This is a genomic window from Pseudomonas sp. P1_C12 (genome assembly GCF_056406435.1).
This window is the reverse complement of record NZ_JBFUAE010000005.1, coordinates 333,661-357,934: the sequence shown is the minus strand read 5'-3', so window position 1 is coordinate 357,934 and position 24,274 is coordinate 333,661. Positions and strand designations below refer to the sequence as shown.

Below are 24,274 nucleotides of genomic sequence, written 5' to 3'. Positions count from 1 at the left end.
GGACCTAACTATCCAACCTGAGCACTGCAAGGAAGGCTTCCTGTGGAATTTCCACGTTGCCGACTTGCTTCATGCGTTTTTTACCGGCCTTTTGCTTTTCCAGCAGCTTCTTCTTACGGCTGACGTCACCACCGTAGCATTTGGCCAATACGTTCTTTCTGAGCGCCTTGACGGTTGTCCGCGCCACAATCTGCCCGCCAATGGCGGCCTGGATTGCCACGTCGAACATCTGCCGCGGAATCAGTTCCTTCATTTTCTCGGTCAACTGGCGACCTTTGTAGTGCGAATTGTCGCGGTGCACGATCAGCGCCAGGGCGTCGACCTTGTCACCGTTGATCAGCACGTCCAGTTTCACCAGACTAGCCGATTGGTAACGATCGAAATGGTAGTCCAGCGAAGCATAGCCGCGACTGGTGGATTTCAGGCGATCGAAGAAGTCCAGCACCACTTCGTTCATCGGCAGGTCGTAGGTCACTTGTACCTGGGAGCCGAGGAACAGCATGTCGACCTGCACACCGCGTTTTTCGATGCACAGGGTAATGACGTTGCCCAGGTGCTCTTGCGGCACAAGGATATTGGCGCGCACGATCGGCTCGCGCATGTCTTCGATGGAAGACAGATCCGGCAGCTTCGACGGGTTATCGACGTAGATCGTCTCGCCGGTCTTGAGCAGCAGCTCGAAGATTACCGTCGGCGCCGTGGTGATCAGGTCCAGGTTGTACTCGCGCTCCAGGCGCTCCTGGATGATTTCCATGTGCAGCATGCCGAGGAACCCGCAACGGAAGCCGAAGCCCAGGGCGTCGGAGCTTTCCGGGGTGTACTGCAGGGACGAGTCGTTGAGCGTGAGCTTTTGCAGGGCCTCACGGAAATCTTCGAAGTCGTCGGAGCTGACCGGGAACAGACCGGCGTAAACCTGCGGCTGAATGCGTTTGAAGCCTGGTAGTACATCAACGTCCGGCGTCGAGCTCAAGGTCAGGGTGTCACCGACCGGTGCACCGTGAATGTCCTTGATGCTGGCGATGATGAAGCCCACTTCACCGGCCTTCAGGTCAACGGTAGGGGTGTGTTTCGGGTTGAATACACCGACGCTGTCCACCAGGTGGATCTTGCCGGTGGATTTGACCAGGATCTTGTCGCCCTTCTTCACACGACCGTGGCGCACGCGTACCAGGGAAACAACGCCCAGGTAGTTGTCGAACCAGGAGTCGATGATCAACGCTTGCAGCGGATCTTCGTAGTTACCGGTTGGCGCAGGAATGGTGGCGACCAGGCGTTCGAGTACTTCGTCGACGCCCAGACCGGTCTTGGCAGAGCACTCGACTGCATCGGTAGCGTCGATGCCGATGATTTTTTCGATTTCTTCTTTAACACGGTCCGGATCGGCCTGTGGCAGGTCGATCTTGTTCAGCACCGGCATCACTTCCAGGCCCTGCTCGATCGCCGTGTAGCAGTTGGCAACCGACTGAGCTTCAACGCCTTGACCGGCATCGACCACCAGCAGCGCGCCTTCACAGGCGGCCAGCGAACGGCTCACCTCATAGGTGAAGTCAACGTGGCCGGGGGTATCAATGAAGTTCAGCTGGTAGTTGATACCGTCGCGAGCCTTGTAATACAGGGTGACGCTGTGCGCCTTGATGGTGATCCCGCGTTCACGCTCAAGGTCCATGGAGTCCAGGACCTGGGCTTCCATTTCGCGCTCGGCGAGGCCGCCACACATCTGGATGAAGCGATCGGCCAGCGTCGACTTGCCATGGTCAATGTGGGCGATGATGGAGAAATTGCGGATATGACTCAAATCACTCACGGATCAACACTCAAAAAGGCTGCAGGCATGGCCCGCCGAAAAATAGCCGGGAATTGTACCTGATCCACGGCGCAAGCGTCACGTTTGCAGGTCAGACGGTGCCTACAAAAACGCCCCGGTCTTGCGACCGGGGCGTTCTAAATCGTCAAAGCGGTCGGAAAATGCCCGCCATCAGCCTGCTCGACGCAACAACCAGAGCCCCGCCAAGGCACAAATACCCGCCGGCAGCAGCACCGAAAGCAACGGCGGGAAGCCGAATACCAGGCTGGAAGGCCCCAGCAAATCCTGGACGATGCGGAAGGTGAAGCCCACCAGCACACCGGTGAATACACGCTGGCCGAGAGTTACCGAACGCAATGGACCGAAAATGAAGGAAATGGCCATCAACACCAACGCGGCAGTGACCAACGGCTGCAACACCTTGACCCAAAATGCCAGCCAGTAGCGGCCATTGTTCAGCCCCTGGTCTGCCAGATAGTGGATGTAACCCCACAAGCCGCTGATCGACAGCGACTCCGGCACCATGACCACGGTGTTCAGCAACTGCGGACTCAATGCGACTTCCCAACGCTCGATCGGGGTCGAAACCACTTCGGTGCTGCGCTCGTGGAACAGCGTGGTCGTGACGTCCGTCAACTGCCAGTGATCGGTGTCGAACTCGGCACGCTTGGCGAAGCTCGCCGACAGCATGTGCCGTTCGTTGTCGAAGCGATAACGGGTCACGCCATACAGGATGCCATTGGGTTGTACCGAGTTGACGTGAATGAATTCATCGCCCTGGCGGTGCCACAAGCCGTGCTTGGCGCTTTGTGCATCACCGCTGCCCTGGGCCAACGAGCGATTGGCTTGCGCGGTGGTTTCGGCAGGCGGCGCGATGTACTCGCCGACCAGCACACCGGCGAGCATCAATACCAGCATCGGCTTCATGACCGCCCAGACGATCCGGCCAATCGACACACCAGCGGCACGCATGATGGTCAGTTCACTGTTGCTGGCCAGGCTGCCCAGACCGATCAGGCAACCGATCAGCGCGGCCATCGGCATCATTTCGTACATCCGGCGCGGCGCGGTCAGCGTCACATAACTCAGAACATCGACCAGGGTGTAGGTATCGTTGACTTCACTCATCTCGTCGATGAAGGCAAACAGTGTCGCCAGACCAAGAATGATCCCGAGCACCGCCAGAATCGCAATCAACACACTGCTACCAATGTAGCGATCCAGCTTAACCACGGGCCACCTCCAGCGCGCTGCGGCGACTCGCCCTCTTCAAACGCAGGGGTTCCCAATAAAGCAGGCCCAGGCCAATGGCCAGGAAAATCCCGTGCACCCACCACAAGCCCAGCACCGCGGGGATCTTGCCCTTGTCGAGGGCACCGCGGGCGGCAATCAGAATGGTCAGGTAAAGCATATAAAGAAGAATCGCCGGCAGTAATTTGAGGAATCGGCCCTGACGCGGATTGACCCGCGACAGCGGCACCGCCATCAAGGTCACGATGAACACCAGCAATGGCAGTGACATGCGCCATTGCAACTCGGCGCGCAGGCGAATGTCTTCACTGCCGATCAACTTACTGGTCGGCATCGCATCACGGTCGGTGACTTCGTCGCTGACGTCCGGTTTTGGCAGCAACACACCGTACTCGTCGTACTTGATCGCCCGGTAGTCGGCCTGCCCTGGATTACCGTCATAGCGATAGCCGTTATCAAGGATCAGGTAGCGGTTGCCGTCCGGGCGAATTTCCTGACGCCCCTTTTCTGCTACCAGGACAGAAATACCGCGATCCTTGTTATTGGAACTGATGTTTTTTTGCGAGATGAACACGCCCCCCAGATTGACGCGGTCATCGGTCATGCGCTCTGTGTAGGTGACCCGGGTACCGTCTCGCAGGGCCTGGAAACGCCCTGGCTCCAGGGTATCGAATTCGGTCAAGGCATCCTGCTTGTTCAGTAGCAACTGAAACTGATTGGCCCCCTGCGGCGCCAGGCTCAGGCTCAGCCACGCCACGATCAGTGCAACCAGGGTGGCCGGAAACATTGTCATCCAAACCAGCCGCTGCTGGCTCATGCCGGTGGCCGAGAGCACGGTCATTTCACTTTCGAGGTACAGGCGCCCGTAGGACAACAGGATCCCGAGAAACAGCCCCAGCGGCAGGATCAGCTGGAGGAAGCCCGGCAGACGAAAGCCCATGATCAGGAACAGCGACCCCGGATCCAGCAGCCCCGAGGCCGCCTGGGCGAGGTATTTGATGAAGCGACCGCTCATGATGATGACCAGCAGCACGGCGCTGACGGCGCTCAAGGTCAACAGGACTTCGCGGGATAGATAACGGAAGACGATCAAACCAGACACTCCAGGATTGTCAGGCTAAGGCGGCCAAACAAGCAAACGTATCGGACAGCCCGCAAGGCAGAGCCGCCGAAAAAAGATGGCGCATTATCCTGTGATTGGGTGCACCTGTCACTGCGCAATGCATTGGGGGTAGGTGTAGGAGCGAGCTTGCTCGCGATGGTCGTCAACGATTACGCGATAAGCCTCAAACCCCGAGACGGCCTCAGGTTCTTCGCTAGCAGGCTCGCTCCTACAATCGTACAACCGAGGGTTGTCAGCCGCCGGTAGCGAGGTTCAAACTGCGGCCTTTGTCGCCGGTCGATCCTGGCGCCTTTCTGTTTATAAGCAATCGACGCACATAAAGTGTCGGGCGCATGCGTGATAACCATCAATTCAGGGACCCGGACATGGAACTGGTTGTAAAAAGCGTCAACCCCGAAACGTTGAAGACCGCCACTCTCGTGGTCTCCGTCGGCGAAGGCCGCAAGCTGGGCGCGGTTGCCAGACAACTCGACGAACTGAGCGGCGGCGCGATCAGCGCAGTGCTCAAGCGCGGCGACCTGGCCGGCAAGGTTGGCCAGAGCCTGTTGCTGCACAGCCTGCCGAACCTCAAGGCCGAGCGCGTGCTGCTGGTCGGCGTTGGCAAAGACGACGAACTGGGTGACCGCCCGTTCCGCAAAATCATCGCCGGCATCCTCAATACCCTCAAAGGTTTGGGCGGCAACGACGCTGTGCTGGCCCTGGATGAAGTGGTCGTCAAAGGCCGCGACAGCTACGGCAAGACCCGCCTGCTGGCCGAAACCCTGATCGATGGCGAATACCAGTTCGACCAGTTCAAGAGCCAGAAAGCCGAACCCCGCGCCCTGAAGAAAATCACCCTGCTGACCATCAAGGCGGCTCAAGCTGAAGTGCAGCGCGCCGTGGCCCACGCCACTGCCATCGCCAACGGCATGGCTTTCACCCGCAACCTGGGCAACCTGCCGCCGAACATCTGCCACCCGACCTTCCTCGGAGAGCAGGCGAAAGACCTGGGCAAAGAATTCAAGGACCTGAAAGTCGAAGTCCTCGACGAGAAGAAGATCAAGGCCCTGGGCATGGGCTCGTTCTACGCCGTCGGCCAGGGCAGCGCCCAGCCGCCGCGCCTGATCGTCATGCAGTACAACGGCGGCAAGAAATCCGAGAAGCCGTATGCGCTGGTCGGCAAAGGCATCACCTTCGACACCGGTGGCATCAGCCTCAAGCCGGGCGCCGGCATGGATGAAATGAAGTACGACATGGGCGGCGCCGCCAGCGTGTTCGGCACCCTGCGTGCCGTGCTTGAGCTGAAGCTGCCGATCAACCTGGTGTGCATCCTGGCCTGCGCCGAAAACATGCCGAGCGGCAACGCTTCGCGCCCGGGCGACATCGTCACCACCATGAGCGGCCAGACCGTGGAAATCCTCAACACCGACGCCGAAGGCCGTCTGGTGCTGTGCGATGCACTGACCTACTCCGAGCGCTTCAAGCCGCAAGCGGTCATCGACATCGCGACCCTGACCGGCGCCTGCGTGGTCGCGCTGGGTTCCCACACATCGGGCCTGCTGGGCAACAACGACGAACTGATCGACCAACTGCTGAGCGCCGGCAAGGCTGCCGACGACCGCGCCTGGCAACTGCCGCTGTTCGATGAGTACCAGGAACAGCTGGACAGCCCGTTCGCCGACATCGCCAACATTGGCGGCCCGAAAGCCGGCACCATCACCGCGGCCTGCTTCCTGTCGCGCTTCACCAAGAACCTGAACTGGGCGCACCTGGACATCGCCGGCACCGCCTGGACCAGCGGCGGCAAGGACAAGGGCGCCACTGGCCGCCCGGTTCCCCTGCTAACCCAGTACCTGCTGGACCGCGCCAAAGCCTGAAACCGATGATGGGCGGCGGCGTCACTTTCCGGTGACGCCGTTTGCCGCTCTGGAACCGCAATGACCAAAGTCGACTTCTATATCCTGCCCAGCGCCGATCCTTCGGCACGCCTGGACTTTGCCTGCAAGCTCACCGAGAAAGCCTGGCGCATGGGCCACCGCATCTACCTGCATTGCAGCGATGCGGCCCAGCGTGACGATCTCGATGCGCGGCTGTGGACGTTCAAGGGCGAAAGCTTCGTGCCCCATGGCCCTGCCGACAGCGAACCTGACGGCTTGATTGTTTTGGGGGTGGGCGATGACTGCGGTCAGCATCAGGATTTGCTGGTCAATCTCGACCTGAAAGTCCCGGCCTTCGCCAACAGGTTCGCCAGAGTGGCGGAAGTGGTGGTGGAGGATCCAACGATCAGAGCGGCCGCGCGGGAGAGTTTCCGTTTCTACCGCGAACAGGGCTATCCTCTGCAAGATCACCGTTTACAGCGACTCTGAGCCTTCCAATGGACACTCCAAAACCGCTGCAACAGTCCGCGCACCTGCTGGACGACCTTGAGTCGATCCGCCAATTGCTCGGCGATGACAACCTGCAACCGCCCCTGCTGACCGACACGGTCGAGGACGGCGACCAGGAACAGATTCCGATGTTGTTCGACGCCGTGAGCGAGCCTTCGCCACCTGTCGAACCAACACCTGCTGCTCCCGCCGTAGAACCAGCAGCGACGCCAGTCGCCAGCAAGAAGCCGGACGACTTGCTGCACCTGGACAGCGAATTGCGCGCTGCCGCGGAGCTGATCATGCAAGACGTGATCGACGACTTCGCTCCGCATATCGAAACCGAAATCAAACGCCGACTCAGTGCACGGCTTGAGCGGTTGTTGAGCCAGTACAACGACTGAACAGCTTGCGGGGGGAGCTCGCTCCCACAAAAAGCTCCCCGCCACAGGTTGAATCTTCAGGTACTGAGATAGCGCCCGATCAACGCGATCCCGCTGGCAAGTACCAGCCACGTCACCAGGCGTATGAACGCCTCGCGGGACAAGCGCATGGTCAGCCTTCGACCGAACCACAGCCCCAGCACCATGGCCGGCAACAGACAAACCGCCAGCGCCAGCAAGGGCAGATCGGCATACACACCGGCGATGGCAAACAGGCTCAAACGCACCACCGTACTGCAACTGATCAGCGCACTCTGGGTGGCCCGGGCCGCCTCCTTGGGCAAACGGCTGTTCAAATAGATCGCATAGAGAAAGCCGCCGCTGCCAAACAACGCGCCAAACATTCCGCCCACCGTCCCCATCGGCAGCGCCCATACGGCAGACAATTGCGTCGGGCGGGTTTTGATCCACAGGCTGTAAATCGCATAGGCGCTGATAAACACCCCCATCAACAACAGCAACAGATCGGACTTGAGGTTCAGCAGGAAAATCACCCCCAGCGTGCACCCCACCGCCATGCAGGGCAGTAACCGCAACAGCTCCGGCCTGGCGACATCACGCCGCGAAGGCAACAGATTGCCGAATGCCGCGACGAAATCGAGCAGCACCAGCAAGGGCACGATCTTCGACAGCGGCATGAACAGAATCAGGATCGGCCCCGCCACCAGCGCGGTGCCAAAACCGGCGATGCCGAACACGATGTAGGCCAGGGCGATGCCCGCACCGATGATCAGCCAGTCCATGGCGCTGAAGGGCCATTGGTTTAACAATTCAACCAGCATTTCACTCAATCCCTGTAGGAGCTGCCGAAGGCTCCTACAAGGGATCGTGCATTCAGTTGGAAAATGCCTTTAAACTGCGCCCCATGATTAAAGATCCCTTTTCAAGACTCGGCCTGGACCGTGAGGTCCTGACCGTCAGCCAGCTCAATGGCCGCGCGCGGGTGTTGCTCGAAGACGTGTTCAGCAACATCTGGGTCGAAGGTGAAATCTCCAACCTCGCCCGTCCGGCTTCGGGCCATGTGTACTTCACCCTCAAGGACAGCGGCGCCCAGGTCCGTTGCGCACTGTTCCGGCAGAACGCGGCACGGGTTCGCCAGGCACTGAAGGACGGGCTCGCGGTCAAGGTGCGCGGCAAAGTCTCGCTGTTCGAAGGGCGCGGTGATTATCAACTGATCCTCGATACTGTGGAGCCGGCCGGTGATGGCGCCTTGCGCCTGGCCTTCGACGCACTCAAGGAAAAACTCAGCGCCGAAGGCCTGTTCAGTGCCGAGCGCAAGGTCCCGCTACCGGCGCACCCGCAACGCATCGGCATCATCAGTTCGCCCACCGGGGCGGTGATCCGCGACATCATCAGCGTGTTCCGCCGTCGCGCACCGCAGGTGCAGTTGACCCTGATCCCCACCGCCGTACAGGGCCGCGAAGCCACCGCGCAGATTGTCCGTGCCCTGAAACTGGCAGATGCCCGGGGTTTTGACGCACTGATCCTGGCCCGGGGCGGCGGTTCGCTGGAAGATCTCTGGTGCTTCAACGAAGAAGCCGTGGCCCGCGCCGTAGACGCTTGCGTGACGCCGATTGTCAGCGCGGTCGGCCATGAAACCGACGTGTCGATCAGCGACTTCGTGGCCGACGTTCGCGCGCCCACCCCTTCCGCTGCCGCCGAATTGCTGGCACCGGACTCCAGCGATCTGGTGCGTCGGGTCGAAAGCCTGCACCGACGGTTGGTGATGCGCATGCGTGACCGCTTGATGCGCGATCGACTACGCCTGGAAGGCATTTCCCGGCGCCTGCGTCATCCCGGCGAGCGCCTGCGCCAGCAAGCACAACGCCTGGATGACCTGGACATGCGCATGCGCCGCGCGTTCGAGCGCAGCCTCAACACCCGTCGCGAACGCTTGATCCGCCTGGAAACCCGTCTGGCCGCACAACATCCCGGCCGGCAATTGGCAATGCTTCGCCAGCGCCTCGACAGCCTGGCCGAGCGCTTGCCGCGCGCCATCCGCGAAGGGCTGAAGAACCGTCGCCTGCAATTGCACAGCCAGATGCAGACACTGCATGTGGTCAGCCCGTTGGCGACCCTCGGCCGTGGTTACAGCATTTTGCTGGACGAGCGCGGCAACGCGATCCGCAACGCCGCGCAAACCCATAACGGCCAGCGTCTCAAGGCCAAGTTGGGCGAAGGCGAACTGCAAGTGCGGGTCGAAGACAATCACCTGACGCCCGTCACCCTTTCTTTATTGGATTAATCTATGCCGCGTTTTCTCAGCGTCCTGTTTCTGCTATGCCTGACGTTCAATGCCCACGCCGACAGTTACATCACCCGCCTGCTGAACAAACCAGTGCCCGGTGGAGTTGCGGTGGTCAATCTAGGCCCGTCAGCACAAGCACCAAAAGTCAGTTACCAGGGCAAAGCCGTGCTGGTGGTCAAGGAGCAGAACGACTGGCTTGCGATTGTCGGCGTCCCCCTGACCGTCAAACCCGGCAGTCAGCAGATCAGCAGCGGCGATCGCAACCTGGCGTTCAACGTCGGTAGCAAGAAGTACCCCGAACAGCACATTACGTTGAAGAACAAGCGCCAGGTCAATCCGAACCCGGACGATCAGAAACGCATTGATCAAGAAATCCCTTTGCAACTGGGTGCCTACCGAAGTTTCAGTCCCAATACCCCCAGCAACCTGTTGTTGGACAAACCCGTTAACGGACCACTATCGAGCAAGTTCGGCGTACGCCGGTTCTTCAACGGCGAAGAACGCAATCCCCATGCAGGACTGGATTTCGCCGTGCCAACCGGTACCCCGATCAAGACCCCCGCCGGCGGCAAAGTGATCCTGACAGGCGACTACTTCTTCAACGGCAACACCGTATTCGTTGACCACGGCCAGGGTTTTATCAGCATGTTCTGCCACATGTCGAAGATTGACGTAAAAGTTGGCCAGCAACTGGCCCGAGGGGAAGTGGTGGGGAAAGTCGGTTCGACCGGCCGCGCGACTGGGCCGCACTTGCATTGGAATATCAGCCTCAATGAGACTCGGGTGGACCCGGCTATTTTCATCGGCGCATTCCAGCCATAGATGTCACGATGTGGATTGCGCATGACGAACTGTCTGCGCAATACCCATAAACAATCCCATAGAAACAGAAGATAAAATCTCGCAAAAAAAGACTTTTCGAGTATTCCTCTCAATTTTTTTCGACTGCTTGCCAACCTTCACCCCCGCGGTTAGGGTTGAAGGCATGAAAACCTCTCACACCCTCATTCAGCTCCGCCAGCACCGCAGCCTGTGCCTCGTCAGTGCACGACTGCCGGGCTGAATCGTGGTGCCTCGTCCCAAGCGTTACTCCAAGAACTTTTGATCCACCGGCAGGCCGCCTTTTTTCGGCCCACACAATAAGGATTTCCTGATGAGCATGCTCAAAGACCCGTCTTCGAAATACCGCGCGTTCCCGACCATCGACATTCCGGACCGCACCTGGCCGTCGAAAACCATCACCGCCGCGCCGATCTGGTGCAGCTCCGACCTGCGTGACGGCAACCAGTCGCTGATCGAGCCGATGGACGCCGTCAAAAAGCTGCGCTTCTGGAAAACCCTTGTGCAGGTCGGCGTGAAGGAAATCGAAGCGTCGTTCCCGGCCGCCTCGCAAACCGACTTCGACTTCGTTCGCACCCTGATCGAAGGCAAACACATCCCGGACGACACCACCATCCAGGTGCTGACCCAGGGTCGTGAAGACCTGATCGAACGCACCTTCGAATCCCTGCGCGGCGCGAAGAAAGCTATCGTTCACCTGTACAACGCGACCTCCCCTTCCTTCCGCCGCATTGTCTTCAACCAGGACAAGGACGGGGTCAAGGCCATCGCCGTGAACGCCGCCAAGCTGTTCGTCAAATACGCGGCCATGCAGCCGGACACCGAGTGGACCTTCGAATACTCGCCAGAAACCTTCAGCGCCACCGAAATGGAGTTCGCCAAGGAAGTCTGCGACGCGGTGATCGAAGTCTGGAACCCGACGCCCGAGCACAAGATGATCCTCAACCTGCCGGCCACGGTGGAATGCGCGACGCCGAACATCTATGCCGACCAGATCGAATGGTTCGGCCGTCACATCAACCGTCGTGACAGCGTGATCATCAGCCTGCACACCCACAACGACCGTGGTACTGGCGTTGCCGCCACCGAACTGGGCCTGATGGCTGGCGCCGACCGTGTCGAAGGCTGCCTGTTCGGCAACGGCGAGCGTACCGGTAACGTCGACCTCGTGACCGTGGCCCTGAACCTCTACACCCAGGGTGTGAACCCTGAGCTGGACTTCTCCGACATCGACGGCGTGCGTAAAGTCGTCGAAGAGTGCAACCAGATCCAGGTGCACCCGCGTCACCCGTACGTCGGCGACCTGGTGCATACCGCGTTCTCCGGCTCGCACCAGGACGCGATCCGCAAGGGCTTCGCCCAGCAGAAACCGGATGCACTGTGGGAAGTGCCATACCTTCCAATCGACCCGGCCGACATCGGCCGCAGCTACGAGGCGGTCATCCGCGTCAACAGCCAGTCGGGCAAGGGTGGTATCGCCTACCTCCTGGAACAGGAATACGGCATCAGCCTGCCGCGTCGCATGCAGATCGAGTTCAGCCAGGTCGTGCAGCGTGAAACCGACCGCCTGGGTCTGGAAATGACCGCCCAGCAAATCCACGCATTGCTGCACAGCGAGTACTTGCAGGCCAACACCCCGTACGCGCTGGTCAGCCATCGCCTGCAGGAAGAAAACGGTCACAGCGCCGTTGAAGTGGAAGTGGCCAGCCAAGGCCAGGGCGAGACCAACCTGCACTGGCGCGGCAAGGGCAACGGCGCCCTGGAAGCGCTGGTGGCCGGCCTGCCGGTACCGGTGGAAATCATGGACTACAACGAGCACGCCATCGGCGCGGGCACCAATGCCAAGGCCGCGGCCTACATTGAACTGCGTGTGAACGGTGAACGTGCGGTGCATGGCGTCGGCATCGACGAAAACATCACCACCGCCAGCTTCAAGGCCCTGTTCAGTGCGCTGAACCGTTCGCTGAGCCAGCCGGAAGCGAAAGCGGCGTAACCATCGCTGAAATGCAAAAGGCCCCGGGGTGTGAACCTCGGGGCCTTTTTTGTTTGTGCGGTTTTAAGATCAAAAGATCGTCCGAACGCGGCCCGAGCCTTCGGCAGCTCCTACATTGGAATGCGATCCCCTGTAGGAGCTGCCGAAGGCTGCGATCTTTTTGGACTCACCGAAATATCAGGTGAACTCGAAGGTATCGGCATCCAGATTCGCCGGAAACCGCGTGCGATACGCCGCCAGCTCCACCGCATCCAAAGTCACCTTGAACACCCCATCAGCCTCTCCCGCACTGAGCAACGTCTCCCCCTGAAAATCCAGCACCTGGCTGTCACCGGTGTACGCGAAGCCTTTGCCATCCGTGCCAATGCGGTTCACTGCTGCCACATAGCACAGGTTCTCGATCGCCCGCGCCGGCAGCAAGCGGTTCCAGTGCTGGCGCCGTGCTCCTGGCCAGTTGGCGGTGTACAGCAGCAGATCAGTGTCCTGGGCGTCACGACTCCACACCGGGAAACGCAAGTCGTAGCAAATCAGCGGTCGCACGCGCCAGCCCTTGAGCTCGAACTGCACCTGGCGCTCGCCGGGGGTGTAGTGGTTGTGCTCGCCGGCCATGCGGAACAGATGACGCTTGTCGTAATGCAGCACCTCACCGTCCGGTCGCGCCCACAGAAGGCGATTGCGATGGCTGCCATCGGCTGCCTGAACGATCACGCTGCCGGTAATCACCGCATCAAGTTTCGCCGCCTGAGCCCGCAGCCATTTGCTGGTCGGACCATTTTCCGCTTCAGCGAGGGTTTCGGACTCCATGGAAAAACCGGTGGTGAACATCTCCGGCAGGATGATCAGGTCAGCGCCACGAGCCTGCTCCAGCAATGGCTCGAAATGCTCCAGATTGGCCTGACGGTCGTGCCAGGCCAGGGACGTCTGGATCAGCGCCACGTCCAGATTGGGCAATGCACTCAGATCACGCATAGTTTTTCCGCTGCCTCCCGCAGGGTCTCCTCACGCTTGGCAAAGCACAGCCGCACCAGGCGCTGGCCGACCGGTGGCGCCTGGTAGAACACCGAGATCGGGATACTGGCCACGCCATGCTCGCGCGTCATCCACAGGGCCATCTCGACGTCATTGAGGTCCGGGCGGATCTGCGAGTAATCGACCAACTGGAAATAGGTGCCGGTCACCCGGGTGAAACTGAAACGCGACGGCGCCAGCAGATCACAGAACAAATCGCGCTTGGCCTGATAGAAACCCGGCAGCTCTTCGACGTGTTCCGGGTGTTCGGCCATGAAGTCGGCCAAGGCATATTGCAGCGGCGTCACACCACAAAAATTCACGTACTGGTGCACCTTGCGCAACTCCGCCGTGAGGGCCGGTGGCGCGACAACGTAGCCGGTTTTCCAGCCTGTGACGTGATAGGTCTTGCCGAACGAGCTGACTACGAACGCACGCTGATACAGCTCTTCATGGGCCAGCACGCTGACATGGGGAACACCGTCATACACCAGGTGCTCGTAGACTTCGTCGCTGATCACATAAATGTCGCGATCGCGGATCAAGGCTGCCAACTGGTCGAGTTCGGCACGGCTGATCAACGCACCACTCGGGTTGTGCGGGGTGTTGAGAATGATCATCCGCGTGCGCGGGCTCAGTGCCTGGGCAAGCTTCTCGAAGTCGATACTGAAGTCGTTCAGGCCCAGTTGCACATGCACGCAACGACCGCCGGCCAGCTCTACCGAAGGCTCGTAGCTGTCGTAGGCCGGGTCAAACACAATGACTTCGTCACCGCTGTGGATAACCGCCTGAATGGCACAGAAAATCGCCTCGGTCGCGCCGGGGGTGACCGTCACTTCAGTATCCACATCCACCTGCGCGCCATAACTGCGGGCGATCTTCGCCGCGATCTGCTGACGCAACACCGGCAGCCCGGTCATTGGCGAATATTGGTTATGGCCGCTGGCGATATGCCGGCCGACCGCATCGCACAGGGCCTGCGGGGCCGCGAAATCGGGAAAACCCTGGGACAGATTGAGCGCGCCGGTCTGTGCCGCGAGCTGAGACATCTGAGTGAAGATAGTGATGCCGACATTCGGCAGCTTGCTGGTGATCATCGGTGGTTCCCTGCTCTACACCCGGCTCTACGGCGGCGCGGGGGAGTCCGAGGATAGCCCAAACGGCGCCCATAAAAAAAGGGCGCTCTGGTGAGCACCCTTCTTATCGCCGAACCCTGTAGGAGCTGCCGCAGGCTGCGATCTTTTGATCTTGTCTTTAAAGCAAAATCAAAAGATCGCAGCCTGCGGCAGCTCCTACAAAAGCACGCCCCAGAACGCTCGAATCAGCGCTTGTCGCGGCGCTTCTTGTCGGCTTTCTTGTGGTGCGACATCAAACGACGCTTCTTGTTGACCTGACGGTCGGTGAGCGTGTTCTTGTTGCCTTCGTACGGGTTCTCGCCACCCTTGAACTCGATGCGGATCGGCGTACCGACCAGCTTCAGCACACGGCGGTAAGTGTTTTCCAGATAGCGAACGTACGACTTCGGCACTTTCTCGATCTGGTTGCCGTGGATCACGATGATCGGCGGGTTCGCGCCACCCAAGTGGGCGTAACGCAGCTTGATCCGGCGGTTGTTGACCATCGGAGGGGCGTGCTCACCGACCGCATCTTCCAGGATCTGGGTCAGGCGGTTGGTCGGCCAGCGGGTTACTGCGGATTTGAACGAGTTCTGTACCGAGGCGTAGAGGTTGCCCACGCCGGTGCCGTGCAGTGCCGAGATAAAGTGAATATCGGCAAACTCGACGAAGAACAGGCGACGCTGCAACTCGATCTTGACGAAGTCGCGCTCGCTCGGCGTCATGCCGTCCCACTTGTTGATCGCGATGACCAACGCACGACCGGCCTCAAGGGCAAAGCCCAGCAGGTTGAGGTCGTGGTCCACCACACCTTCGCGGGCGTCCATCACGAAGATCACCACGTTGGCGTCTTTGATCGCTTGCAGGGTTTTGACCACGGAGAACTTTTCGACTTCTTCGTGGATCTTGCCGCGCTTGCGCACACCGGCGGTGTCGATCAGCGTGTACTTCTCGTCGTTACGCTCGAACGGGATGTAGATACTGTCGCGGGTGGTGCCGGGTTGGTCGTAGACGATTACCCGGTCTTCCCCGAGCATGCGGTTGACCAAGGTCGACTTGCCGACGTTCGGACGGCCGATGATCGCGATCTTGATCCCGTCTTTTTCGCTTGGGCCAGGAATGCGCTTGGCTTCCTCGCCTTCGGCGACGTCTTCTTCCTCGCCTTCTTCCAGCTCGTCTTCGTCTTTCGGGAAGTCACTCAGTGCGATTTCCAGCATCTGAGTAATGCCACGACCATGAGCGCCAGCGATCGGGATCGCGTGTCCCATGCCCAACGGAGCGAATTCGGCGCGGGCCATTTCCGGGTCGATGTTGTCGACCTTGTTGGCGACCACGTAGGAACGCTTGTTACGTTTGCGCAAATGCTCGGCGATCATCTGGTCGGCGGCGGTGAAACCGGCCTTGGCATCTACCAGGAACAGCACGACATCGGCTTCTTCAATGGCCAGCAGCGACTGCTCGGCCATCTTTTCGTCCATACCATGTTCGTCACCGGAGATGCCGCCGGTGTCGATCAGAATGTAGGAACGCCCTTGCCACTTGGCCTCACCGTACTGGCGATCACGGGTCAGACCGGACAAGTCGCCGACGATGGCGTCGCGAGTCCTGGTCAGGCGGTTGAACAAGGTGGACTTGCCGACGTTTGGTCGGCCCACCAGGGCGATTACGGGAACCATGCGGCTCTCCACTTCGTTATTTCAGAAAATACAAAAGCCGCTGCGAGGCAGCGGCTGGTGCTCGGGGCAACGCCTGAAAGCGCTGCAAACCCCGGAAATCCGGAGCCGCCTGGGGTGTTAACCCCAAGCATAGTTCTTACTTGATGGTCAGGGCTTCCAGTTTGCCGCTGTTGCCATATACATAAATCGTGTCACCCATCACCAGCGGACGGGCACGCAGGCCGTCGCTGTCGATGCGCTCGCGGCCGACGAAACGACCGTCCACCTGACTCAGCAGGTGCAGGTAACCTTCCAGGTCACCGACTGCAACGTAGCTGGAGAACACTTCCGGGGCCGACAGTTGACGACGGGCCAGCGAATCGTTGCTCCACAAGGCTGTGGTGGAACGCTCGTCGACGCCTTCAACGGTGCCCGAAGACAGGCTCACATAAACGGTACCGAAACCCTGGGCGACACCGGCGTAGCTGGAAGCATCACGCTGCCAGAGCTGACGGCCGCTTTGCAGGTCCAGAGCGGCAACGCGCCCCTGATAGCTGGCGACATACAGCGTCTCGCCCGACAGCAGCAAGCCACCGTCGATATCGACCACACGCTCCAGCTCCGAACGACCTTGCGGGATCGCTACGCGCTGTTCCCACACCGGTACGCCGTTGGTGATATCCACGGCAACCACTTTACCGGTCGACAGGCCAGCCACCGCGAGGCGGTTGGTCACGATCGGTGCACTGGTGCCACGCAGGGTCAGTACCGCAGGGGTGCTGTCATAGATCCAGCGACGGTTACCGGTGGAGGCATCCAGGCCGATCAGGCGATCATCCTGGGTCTGAACCACCACAACGTCACCGTTGTTGGCTGGCGGTGCCAGTACTTCGCTGGACACGCGAGCGCGCCACTTCTCTTCACCGTTGATGGCGTCCAGGGCAACGATTTCACCCTTGAGCGTACCGATGGTGACCAGACCGTAACCTACGCCAACGGCGCCGGAGACAGGCAGCTCGAGATCTTTCTTCCATTTGACGTCGCCGGTGTTGCGGTCCATCGCCATCAACACGCCAGTGACGTCGGCGGCATAGATGGTATCGCCATCGATGGCCGGAACCAGCATGTTGTAGGTTTCGCCCTGACCGTCACCGATCGAACGACTCCACTGCTTGTGCAGAACCACTTCTTCCTTGAAGTCGACCAGTTCGGCCGGAGGCAGTTCTTTTTTGCTGTTGCTGCTGCAACCCGCGGCCAACAAGGCCAGAGCCAGCAATGCTGCATGTTTCCAACGAATCACGTCACGCATCCCCTTTGGCCAGGTCGTCCAGCTTGATTTGCAGGCCACCGACCGCCGCTTCATCCGACAGAGCCGCCTTGGCTTTTTGATACGCCGCGCTCGCCTCATCGGTACGCCCCAACTGCACCAGCAGGTCGCCCTTGAGCTCTTCGCGAGTGGCCAGGAATGCCTTGTCGGCATCGCCGTCGAGCAACTTCAGTGCTTCGTCGGGCTTGTTCTGCGCACCGAGCACCTGGGCCAGACGCTGACGGGCGATTTCGCCCAGCGCCGGGTTGGCCGGCTTGGCGACGATGGCTTTGAGCTCGCTGGCCGCGTCGTCCAGCTTGCCGCTGTCGACCGCAACCTTGGCCACGAACAGGCTGCCGTACTGCGCGTAGGCGCTGCCGCCGAACTCGCTGTTGAGCTTGCCGGCCAGGTCCGAAACACGGGCCGCATCAGGCTTGCCATCAGGCGTCAAGGTGGTTTCGAGCAATTGCTGATAGAGAATCGAGGCGCCTTGCGACTGATTGCTCTGATACTTGTGGAACGCCTGCCAGCCGAACACGATGACCAGCGCCAACAGGCCGCCAGTGACCAGGGGCTTACCGTTGCGTGACCACCATTCCTTCAATTCCGCCACATGTTCGTCTTCGGTACTCGACACCCCAATACTCCTTAATCGCTAATTCGGCTGTTTAGACAGCTTCAACCCTGCACGACGCAGGTGGCCAGGTGTGCTGCAAGCGCATCCCAGGCAATGCTTTGTTGTTCGCCCTGGCCACGCAGGGGCTTGAAACCTACCACTTGCTGGGCCATTTCGTCGTCACCGAGGATCAGCGCATACAGCGCACCGCTCTTGTCGGCCTTCTTGAACTGGCTTTTGAAACTGCCGGCGCCGGCATTCACTTGCAGGCGCAGGTTGGGCAACTGATCACGAACGCGCTCTGCCAGGATCAGCCCGGCGAGCTCGGCGGCTTCACCGAAGGCGCAGAGGTAGACGTCGACCTGACGGGAGATCTCCTGCGGGATCTGCTCCAGGGTTTCGAGCAACAGCACCAGGCGTTCGATGCCCATGGCAAAGCCAACGCCGGCGGTCGGCTTGCCGCCCATCTGCTCCACCAGACCGTCGTAACGGCCACCGGCACACACGGTGCCCTGGGCGCCAAGCTTGTCGGTGACCCACTCGAAAACGGTCTTGCTGTAGTAATCCAGCCCGCGAACCAGCTTCGGGTTGATCACGTAAGGAATGCCGGCGGCGTCCAGGCGAGCCTTGAGGCCCTCGAAATGCACACGGGATTCTTCGTCGAGGTAGTCGGCCATTTTCGGCGCATCGACCAATACCGCCTGGGTGTCGGCATTCTTGGTATCAAGAACCCGCAGCGGGTTGGTCTTCAGGCGGCGCTGGCTGTCTTCGTCCAGCTTGTCCAGATGCCGGGACAGGAACTCGACCAGTGCTTCGCGATAACGACCACGGGATTCGCTGGTGCCCAGGCTGTTGAGCTCGAGCTTGACCGCATCGCGGATGCCCAGTTCGCCCCACAGGCGCCAGGTCAGCACGATCAGCTCGGCGTCGATGTCCGGACCGTCGAGGTTGAACACTTCGACACCGATCTGGTGGAACTGGCGATAACGGCCTTTCTGCGGACGCTCGTGGCGGAACATCGGGCCGATGTACCAGAGTTTCTGCACCTGGCCGCCACCGGTGATGCCGTGCTCCAGCACTGCGCGCACACAGGCCGCCGTGCCTTCAGGGCGCAGGGTCAGGGAGTCGCCGTTGCGGTCGTCGAAGGTGTACATCTCTTTTTCGACGATGTCGGTCACTTCACCGATGGAACGCTTGAACAGTTCGGTGAACTCGACGATCGGCATGCGGATCTGCTTGTAACCGTAGTTATCCAGCAGGCGCGAAACGGTGCCTTCGAAATGACGCCACAGGGGGGTCTGCTCGGGCAGGATGTCGTTCATGCCACGAATGGCTTGCAGAGACTTGCTCACTTTAAATCCTTAAATTCGTTCGGCTCTTCAGTCAGGTTCAGCCGCGCGCAATAACGGCAGCGTCAGCTTCGACCTTTTCGGCCGCTTTCTGGCGGATCAAGCGTTCAAGCTCATCCACCAGATTGTCATTCGTCAGTTTCTGCGACGGCTTGCCGTCGATGTAAATCAGGTTCGGCGTACCGCCGGTCAAGCCGATATGGGCTTCCTTGGCTTCGCCCGGGCCGTTGACCACGCAACCGATGACCGCGACATCCAGCGGCACCAGCAAATCTTCGAGGCGCCCTTCCAGCTCGTTCATGGTCTTGACCACATCGAAATTCTGCCGCGAGCAGCTCGGGCAGGCGATGAAGTTGATGCCACGGGAACGCAGGTGCAGGGACTTGAGAATGTCGTAGCCGACTTTCACTTCCTCGACCGGGTCGGCCGCCAGCGAGATGCGGATAGTATCGCCAATCCCTTCGGCGAGCAGCATACCGAGGCCCACGGCAGATTTCACCGTGCCGGAACGCAAACCACCGGCTTCAGTGATGCCCAGGTGCAGCGGCTGGACGATTTCCTTGGCCAGCAGGCGGTAGGCTTCGACGGCCATGAACACGTCGGACGCTTTCACGCTGACCTTGAAATCCTGGAAGTTCAGGCGTTCAAGGTGCTCGACGTGACGCAAGGCAGACTCGACCAGCGCAGCCGGGGTCGGCTCGCCGTATTTCTTTTGCAGGTCTTTTTCCAGGGAGCCGGCGTTCACACCGATACGGATCGGGATCCCGCGGTCACGGGCGGCATCCACCACCGCACGCACGCGGTCTTCGCGACCGATGTTGCCCGGGTTGATCCGCAGGCAATCGACACCCAGTTCGGCTACGCGCAAAGCGATCCGGTAATCGAAGTGAATGTCGGCAACCAGGGGCACCTTGACCAGCTGCTTGATCTTGCCGAAGGCTTCGGCAGCGTCCATGTCCGGTACGGAGACCCGCACGATATCGACGCCGGCCGCTTCCAGGCGATTGATTTGCGCGACAGTGGCCGCGACATCGTTGGTGTCGCTGTTGGTCATGCTCTGCACAGCGATAGGTGCATCGCCGCCAACAGGCACGTTACCGACCCAGATCTTGCGGGATTCGCGACGTTTGATTGGAGATTCGCCGTGCATGACTTATTGACCCAACTTCAGGCGAGCAGTCTCGCCACTGGTGAACGGAGCGACATCAACCGGCTGGCCGTTGTAGCTGACCTGAGCGCCGCGGGCAAAGCCCAGACGCACGGTAAACGGTGGTTTACCATTGACTGCCAGGCTGGCGCCTTTGCGCTTGAGACCGCTGAACAGTACCTTGCCACTACCGTCGGTCACTTGTGTCCAGCAATCGGCGGTGAACTGCACCTGAACCTGGCCTTGACCGGCCACTGGCGCGGTTACCGCTGGAGCAGGAGCGCTCGGGGCTGCCGGAGCAGTCGCGACCGGGGCAGCAGGCGCTGCCGGGGCGGGAGTTGCCGGAGTCACTGGTGCTGCGACAACTGGCGCTGAATTGTGAGCAGGCGCGACGGGAGTGGCCGGCACCGCCGGTGCAGTCGCCTGAGCTTCTGCCGGAGTGTCGGCCTGTGGCAGTGCGAGGACGGTTCCGCCTTCGGTCTGACCTTCCACGACAGCCTGGTCTTCCGGCTCGTCCAGCGGATGAATCTGCGTAGTACCGTCGGCGCCTTCGACTTCAACGTGTTCCGGAACCAGCCCGATCAGGTCCTTGGTACGCATCGAGGTCTGATCCTGCCACCAGACGAATCCGCCACCGATCACCGCGATCAGCAACAGCAGGCTGACGATTCGCAGGATGGTGTGGGAGACCCGGACCGGTTCTTCGATACGACCCAGACTGTGAACACTGCTGCCCTGGGAGTCGGTACCGGTGGATTGATCGAATTGCTGGACCAGTACGGCCTGGTCCATGCCGAGCAATTTGGCATAGGCACGAATGTAACCACGGGCAAAAGTATGCCCGGGCAGCTTGTCGAAAGCGCCGGCTTCCAGATTGCTCAAGGAAGTGGGGGTGAGGTTGAGCTTGAGGGCCACTTCGGCCAGCGACCAGCCATTGCTTTCGCGGGCCTGGCGCAAAGTCTCACCGGGGTTTACGCGATTCGCTGCTACAACTTCGGGATGCGCCGCTTTCATCATTGCTCCGACAGGTATTGCTGATATTCCGGTGTACCGGGATAGAGTCTTTTTAGTTGCAGGCCGGCACTTGCGGCCTTGTCGCGGTCGTCAAACACTTTTGCCAGCCGAACGCCGAGCAATAGACTACGTGCATTTTGTTCAGTGAGCTGGCTAAAACGGTCGTAATAGTCACGCGCGGGCACATAATGCCTGTCTTCGTAAGACAACTCAGCCATTTCCAGCAATGCACGAGGTTGTTGGCGGTTCAGGCGCAGGGCTTTTTCCAGTTGCTGCTGGGCCAAATCGCGCTGACCGAGCATCGCAGCGGTCATGCCCAGGTTCTCGAACACCCGCGAACGCTCAGGATACAGGGTATCGGCTGCGGCTTGTTCAAAGCGCTCGTAGGCTTCCTTGTAACGCTTCTGCTCGAACAGAAAACTGCCGTAATTATTGAGGATTCGTGCATCGGCGGGACGGGAAGACAGCGCCTTGCGGAAATGCTCATCGGCAAGTTCCGGTTCCATCTCGGCCTGGAACACCAGCCCCAGCGCCGCGTTGGCATCAGGGTCGGAGCCATCCAGTTCCAGCGCTTTTTTCAACGGGACCTTGGCGCGCTCGGTCATCCCCTGCTGCAAATACCCGATACCCAGCTGAACGTACGCCTCACGCGCTTCATCGCGGCCCTTGCTGGTCTTCATCGGGCTGTAGTCGCCCGAAAGCACGCAGCCAGCACACAGGCTGGCCAACAGCAAAAGCAGCGCAAAGCGCAGGGACATAGAGTTCCTCTCTTGGTTATTTCGCGGCGTCTTGCGCTACATCGTTGTCGGCGTTGAGTTCACGCACGGCGATATAACGTTCGCTGCGACGGGTGCGATCCAGCACCTGCCCTACCAATTGACCACAGGCGGCGTCGATGTCCTCACCACGGGTGGTGCGGACGGTGACATTGAAACCTGCATGGTGAAGCTGATCCTGAAAACGACGAATCGCATTATTGCTCGGACGCTCGTAACCGGAATGCGGGAACGGGTTGAACGGGATCAGGTTGATCTTGCACGGGATGTTCTTGAGCAGCTCGATCATTTCCACCGCGTGCTCGACCTTGTCATTGATATCTTTGAGCAAGGTGTACTCGATGGTCAGCACGCGCTTTTCGCCGAGATTCGACATGTAGCGCTGGCACGACTCGAGCAGCATCTTAAGCGGATACTTCTTGTTGATCGGCACCAATTGGTTACGCAATGCGTCATTCGGTGCGTGCAGGGACAACGCCAGGGAGACGTCGATGTGCTTGGAGAGCTCATCGATCATCGGCACCACGCCGGAGGTCGACAGGGTCACACGGCGCTTGGAAATGCCGTAGCCCAGGTCGTCCATCATCAGATGCATGGCCGCGACGACGTTGTCGAAGTTCAGCAGCGGCTCACCCATGCCCATCATCACCACGTTGGTGATGGCACGGTCGACGGTTGCCGGGACGCTGCCAAAGGATTTGTTGGCAATCCACACCTGACCGATGACTTCGGCGGCGGTGAGGTTGCTGTTGAAGCCTTGCTTGCCGGTGGAGCAGAAACTGCAATCCAGGGCACAGCCTGCCTGGGACGAAACGCACAAGGTGCCGCGCTTGCCCTGGGGAATGTACACGGTCTCGACGCAGCTGCCGGACGCCACGCGCACCACCCATTTACGGGTGCCGTCGGTGGAAATGTCCTCGCTGACCACTTCAGGACCGCGAACTTCAGCAATCACCTTGAGCTTGTCGCGCAAGGCCTTGCTGACGTTCGTCATGGCGTCGAAATCATCGACGCCAAGGTGGTGAATCCATTTCATTACCTGACCGGCACGGAAACGCTTCTCCCCGATTGAGTCGAAGAATTTTTCCATTTCCTGTTGAGTCAGACCCAGCAGGTTGGTTTTTACAGTCGATGTAGTCATGGATTCACCTTCACTCTTAAGCCAATGCTTAGCGAGTGGTTACTTCAGTAGCTGCGAAGAAGTACGAGATTTCGCGAGCGGCAGCGGCTTCGGAGTCCGAACCGTGCACAGCGTTGGCGTCGATGGAATCAGCGAAGTCAGCGCGGATGGTGCCGGCAGCAGCTTCTTTAGGGTTGGTAGCGCCCATCAGCTCACGGTTCAGAGCGATAGCGTTTTCGCCTTCCAGAACCTGAACGACAACCGGACCGGAGATCATGAAAGCAACCAGGTCGTTGAAGAAACCACGAGCGCTGTGCTCAGCGTAGAAGCCTTCAGCTTCAGCTTTGGACAGTTGCTTCAGTTTCGAAGCTACAACGCGCAGGCCAGCTTTTTCGAAACGAGTGGTGATCTCGCCGATAACGTTTTTTGCAACAGCGTCAGGCTTGATGATGGAGAAAGTACGTTGAACAGCCATGGTGTAACTCCAGAAACGGTAATTTACGAAAAATTAAACCCGCGAATTATACGCGGGTTCTTGGGTATTGCCTAACCTGCAGCGTGGCTCAGTCGCGTTCTTCGATCCAGTGGGCCTGAATGGCCTCCAGAATCTTTTCGCCACAATGCTCAGGCATGTCGTCGAAATCGGGCAACTCCATCACCCATTTACGCAGATCGACGAAGTTGACCGACATAGGGTCCACGTCGGGCTTGCTTTCAGCCAGCTGGATCGCGATCTCCAGCACATCAGTCCACTTGAGTTTCATGACAATTCCTTGAATCAGTGTGCTGCTTCGGCTGCGTGGTTGAGCGAGTACTTCGGAATTTCGACGGTCAGGTCTTCGGTACCGACCTTGGCCTGGCACCCCAAACGCGACTCACGCTCAAGACCCCAAGCCTTATCAAGGTAGTCTTCTTCCAGCTCGTCGGCCTCTTCCAGCGAATCGAAACCCTCGCGGATGATGCAGTGGCAAGTGGTGCAGGCGCAGACACCGCCACAGGCACTTTCCATCTCGATATGGTGCTCATGGGCCAGCTCGAGGATGGACGTACCGGTCTCAGCCTCTACAACCATGCCTTCAGGGCAGAACTTCTCGTGTGGCAGAAAAATGACCTGCGGCATC

General features: G+C 59.8%; 23 protein-coding genes and 1 pseudogene. 7 read left to right on the top strand and 17 right to left on the bottom strand.

Annotation, left to right across the window (positions count from 1 at the left end):
* Positions 1 to 4: 4 nt before the first annotated feature.
* The 3 genes from lepA to lptF form a co-directional block, all read right to left on the bottom strand.
* Positions 5 to 1,804 carry a translation elongation factor 4 gene (gene lepA, locus AC1D19_RS12050; protein ID WP_477759833.1) on the bottom strand — a complete coding sequence of 600 codons (1,800 nt, stop codon included), beginning with the start codon at positions 1,802 to 1,804 and terminating at the stop codon, positions 5 to 7.
* A gap of 171 nt (positions 1,805 to 1,975) precedes the next feature.
* Positions 1,976 to 3,037 (bottom strand): LPS export ABC transporter permease LptG, encoded by a 1,062-nt coding sequence (lptG, locus tag AC1D19_RS12045; RefSeq protein ID WP_477763303.1) that lies wholly within the window; start codon positions 3,035 to 3,037, stop codon positions 1,976 to 1,978.
* On the bottom strand, positions 3,030 to 4,148 hold the full coding sequence (lptF, locus tag AC1D19_RS12040) for an LPS export ABC transporter permease LptF (protein WP_477763302.1): 1,119 nt from the start codon (positions 4,146 to 4,148) through the stop codon (positions 3,030 to 3,032). The genes lptG and lptF overlap by 8 nt, the downstream gene beginning before the upstream one ends.
* 165 nt (positions 4,149 to 4,313) lie before the next feature.
* Here lptF and AC1D19_RS12035 point away from each other — a divergent pair.
* The 4 genes and pseudogenes from AC1D19_RS12035 to AC1D19_RS12020 form a co-directional block, all read left to right on the top strand.
* Positions 4,314 to 4,394 (top strand): annotated as a pseudogene (locus tag AC1D19_RS12035) (outer membrane lipoprotein carrier protein LolA); the annotation flags it as partial.
* Between the two features lie 149 nt (positions 4,395 to 4,543).
* Positions 4,544 to 6,034 (top strand): leucyl aminopeptidase, encoded by a 1,491-nt coding sequence (locus tag AC1D19_RS12030; protein ID WP_477763337.1) that lies wholly within the window; start codon positions 4,544 to 4,546, stop codon positions 6,032 to 6,034.
* Positions 6,035 to 6,094: 60 nt separating this feature from the next.
* The gene (locus AC1D19_RS12025) at positions 6,095 to 6,523 is read left to right on the top strand and encodes a DNA polymerase III subunit chi (protein WP_477753523.1); all 429 of its coding nucleotides are present in this window, start codon (positions 6,095 to 6,097) and stop codon (positions 6,521 to 6,523) included.
* 8 nt (positions 6,524 to 6,531) lie between these two features.
* Positions 6,532 to 6,927 carry a DNA polymerase III subunit chi gene (locus AC1D19_RS12020; protein ID WP_477753524.1) on the top strand — a complete coding sequence of 132 codons (396 nt, stop codon included), beginning with the start codon at positions 6,532 to 6,534 and terminating at the stop codon, positions 6,925 to 6,927.
* Between the two features lie 56 nt (positions 6,928 to 6,983).
* Here AC1D19_RS12020 and AC1D19_RS12015 read toward each other — a convergent pair whose 3' ends face one another.
* On the bottom strand, positions 6,984 to 7,748 hold the full coding sequence (locus AC1D19_RS12015; protein ID WP_477763301.1) for a sulfite exporter TauE/SafE family protein: 765 nt from the start codon (positions 7,746 to 7,748) through the stop codon (positions 6,984 to 6,986).
* 83 nt (positions 7,749 to 7,831) lie between these two features.
* Between AC1D19_RS12015 and xseA the strand changes: the two genes are divergently transcribed.
* From xseA to leuA, 3 genes are all read left to right on the top strand, one after another.
* Positions 7,832 to 9,211: an exodeoxyribonuclease VII large subunit gene (gene xseA, locus AC1D19_RS12010; RefSeq protein ID WP_477759836.1), complete on the top strand. Its 1,380-nt coding sequence runs from the start codon at positions 7,832 to 7,834 to the stop codon at positions 9,209 to 9,211.
* Between the two features lie 3 nt (positions 9,212 to 9,214).
* Positions 9,215 to 10,036 carry a peptidoglycan DD-metalloendopeptidase family protein gene (locus tag AC1D19_RS12005; protein WP_477763300.1) on the top strand — a complete coding sequence of 274 codons (822 nt, stop codon included), beginning with the start codon at positions 9,215 to 9,217 and terminating at the stop codon, positions 10,034 to 10,036.
* Positions 10,037 to 10,367: 331 nt separating this feature from the next.
* Positions 10,368 to 12,047 (top strand): 2-isopropylmalate synthase, encoded by a 1,680-nt coding sequence (gene leuA / locus AC1D19_RS12000; protein WP_477753528.1) that lies wholly within the window; start codon positions 10,368 to 10,370, stop codon positions 12,045 to 12,047.
* Positions 12,048 to 12,224: 177 nt separating this feature from the next.
* On the opposite strand, the gene AC1D19_RS11995 is transcribed toward leuA, so the two are convergent.
* The 13 genes from AC1D19_RS11995 to fdx all read right to left on the bottom strand — a co-directional run bounded on the left by AC1D19_RS11995 (position 12,225) and on the right by fdx (position 24,273).
* Positions 12,225 to 13,016, bottom strand: coding sequence for an amidohydrolase (locus AC1D19_RS11995; RefSeq protein WP_477763299.1), 792 nt, complete (start codon positions 13,014 to 13,016; stop codon positions 12,225 to 12,227).
* Positions 13,004 to 14,152, bottom strand: a complete 1,149-nt coding sequence (locus AC1D19_RS11990) for a pyridoxal phosphate-dependent aminotransferase (RefSeq protein WP_477763298.1) — start codon at positions 14,150 to 14,152, stop codon at positions 13,004 to 13,006. The genes AC1D19_RS11995 and AC1D19_RS11990 overlap by 13 nt, the downstream gene beginning before the upstream one ends.
* Positions 14,153 to 14,376: 224 nt before the next feature.
* Positions 14,377 to 15,846 (bottom strand): ribosome biogenesis GTPase Der, encoded by a 1,470-nt coding sequence (gene der / locus AC1D19_RS11985; RefSeq protein WP_477763297.1) that lies wholly within the window; start codon positions 15,844 to 15,846, stop codon positions 14,377 to 14,379.
* A gap of 136 nt (positions 15,847 to 15,982) precedes the next feature.
* Entirely contained in the window at positions 15,983 to 17,134 is a 1,152-nt protein-coding gene (gene bamB, locus AC1D19_RS11980; RefSeq protein ID WP_477754693.1) for an outer membrane protein assembly factor BamB, read from the bottom strand.
* Positions 17,127 to 17,768 carry a YfgM family protein gene (locus AC1D19_RS11975; protein WP_477754694.1) on the bottom strand — a complete coding sequence of 214 codons (642 nt, stop codon included), beginning with the start codon at positions 17,766 to 17,768 and terminating at the stop codon, positions 17,127 to 17,129. Before AC1D19_RS11975 ends, bamB begins: the two co-directional genes overlap by 8 nt.
* Positions 17,769 to 17,809: 41 nt before the next feature.
* On the bottom strand, positions 17,810 to 19,099 hold the full coding sequence (gene hisS / locus AC1D19_RS11970) for a histidine--tRNA ligase (protein ID WP_477754695.1): 1,290 nt from the start codon (positions 19,097 to 19,099) through the stop codon (positions 17,810 to 17,812).
* Between the two features lie 37 nt (positions 19,100 to 19,136).
* The gene (ispG, locus tag AC1D19_RS11965) at positions 19,137 to 20,246 is read right to left on the bottom strand and encodes a flavodoxin-dependent (E)-4-hydroxy-3-methylbut-2-enyl-diphosphate synthase (RefSeq protein ID WP_003185136.1); all 1,110 of its coding nucleotides are present in this window, start codon (positions 20,244 to 20,246) and stop codon (positions 19,137 to 19,139) included.
* Positions 20,247 to 20,249: 3 nt separating this feature from the next.
* Positions 20,250 to 21,257, bottom strand: coding sequence for a RodZ domain-containing protein (locus AC1D19_RS11960; RefSeq protein WP_477763296.1), 1,008 nt, complete (start codon positions 21,255 to 21,257; stop codon positions 20,250 to 20,252).
* A complete protein-coding gene (gene pilW / locus AC1D19_RS11955) occupies positions 21,257 to 22,015 on the bottom strand; it encodes a type IV pilus biogenesis/stability protein PilW (RefSeq protein ID WP_477754697.1) in 759 nt (252 codons plus the stop codon). The genes AC1D19_RS11960 and pilW overlap by 1 nt, the downstream gene beginning before the upstream one ends.
* Before the next feature lie 16 nt (positions 22,016 to 22,031).
* Positions 22,032 to 23,174: a dual-specificity RNA methyltransferase RlmN gene (gene rlmN, locus AC1D19_RS11950; RefSeq protein ID WP_477754698.1), complete on the bottom strand. Its 1,143-nt coding sequence runs from the start codon at positions 23,172 to 23,174 to the stop codon at positions 22,032 to 22,034.
* 28 nt (positions 23,175 to 23,202) lie between these two features.
* Positions 23,203 to 23,628 carry a nucleoside-diphosphate kinase gene (ndk, locus tag AC1D19_RS11945; protein ID WP_007903599.1) on the bottom strand — a complete coding sequence of 142 codons (426 nt, stop codon included), beginning with the start codon at positions 23,626 to 23,628 and terminating at the stop codon, positions 23,203 to 23,205.
* A gap of 88 nt (positions 23,629 to 23,716) precedes the next feature.
* Positions 23,717 to 23,917: a Fe-S cluster assembly protein IscX gene (gene iscX / locus AC1D19_RS11940; RefSeq protein ID WP_007973999.1), complete on the bottom strand. Its 201-nt coding sequence runs from the start codon at positions 23,915 to 23,917 to the stop codon at positions 23,717 to 23,719.
* A gap of 14 nt (positions 23,918 to 23,931) precedes the next feature.
* The gene (fdx, locus tag AC1D19_RS11935) at positions 23,932 to 24,273 is read right to left on the bottom strand and encodes an ISC system 2Fe-2S type ferredoxin (RefSeq protein WP_477763295.1); all 342 of its coding nucleotides are present in this window, start codon (positions 24,271 to 24,273) and stop codon (positions 23,932 to 23,934) included.
* Position 24,274 lies beyond the last annotated feature (1 nt).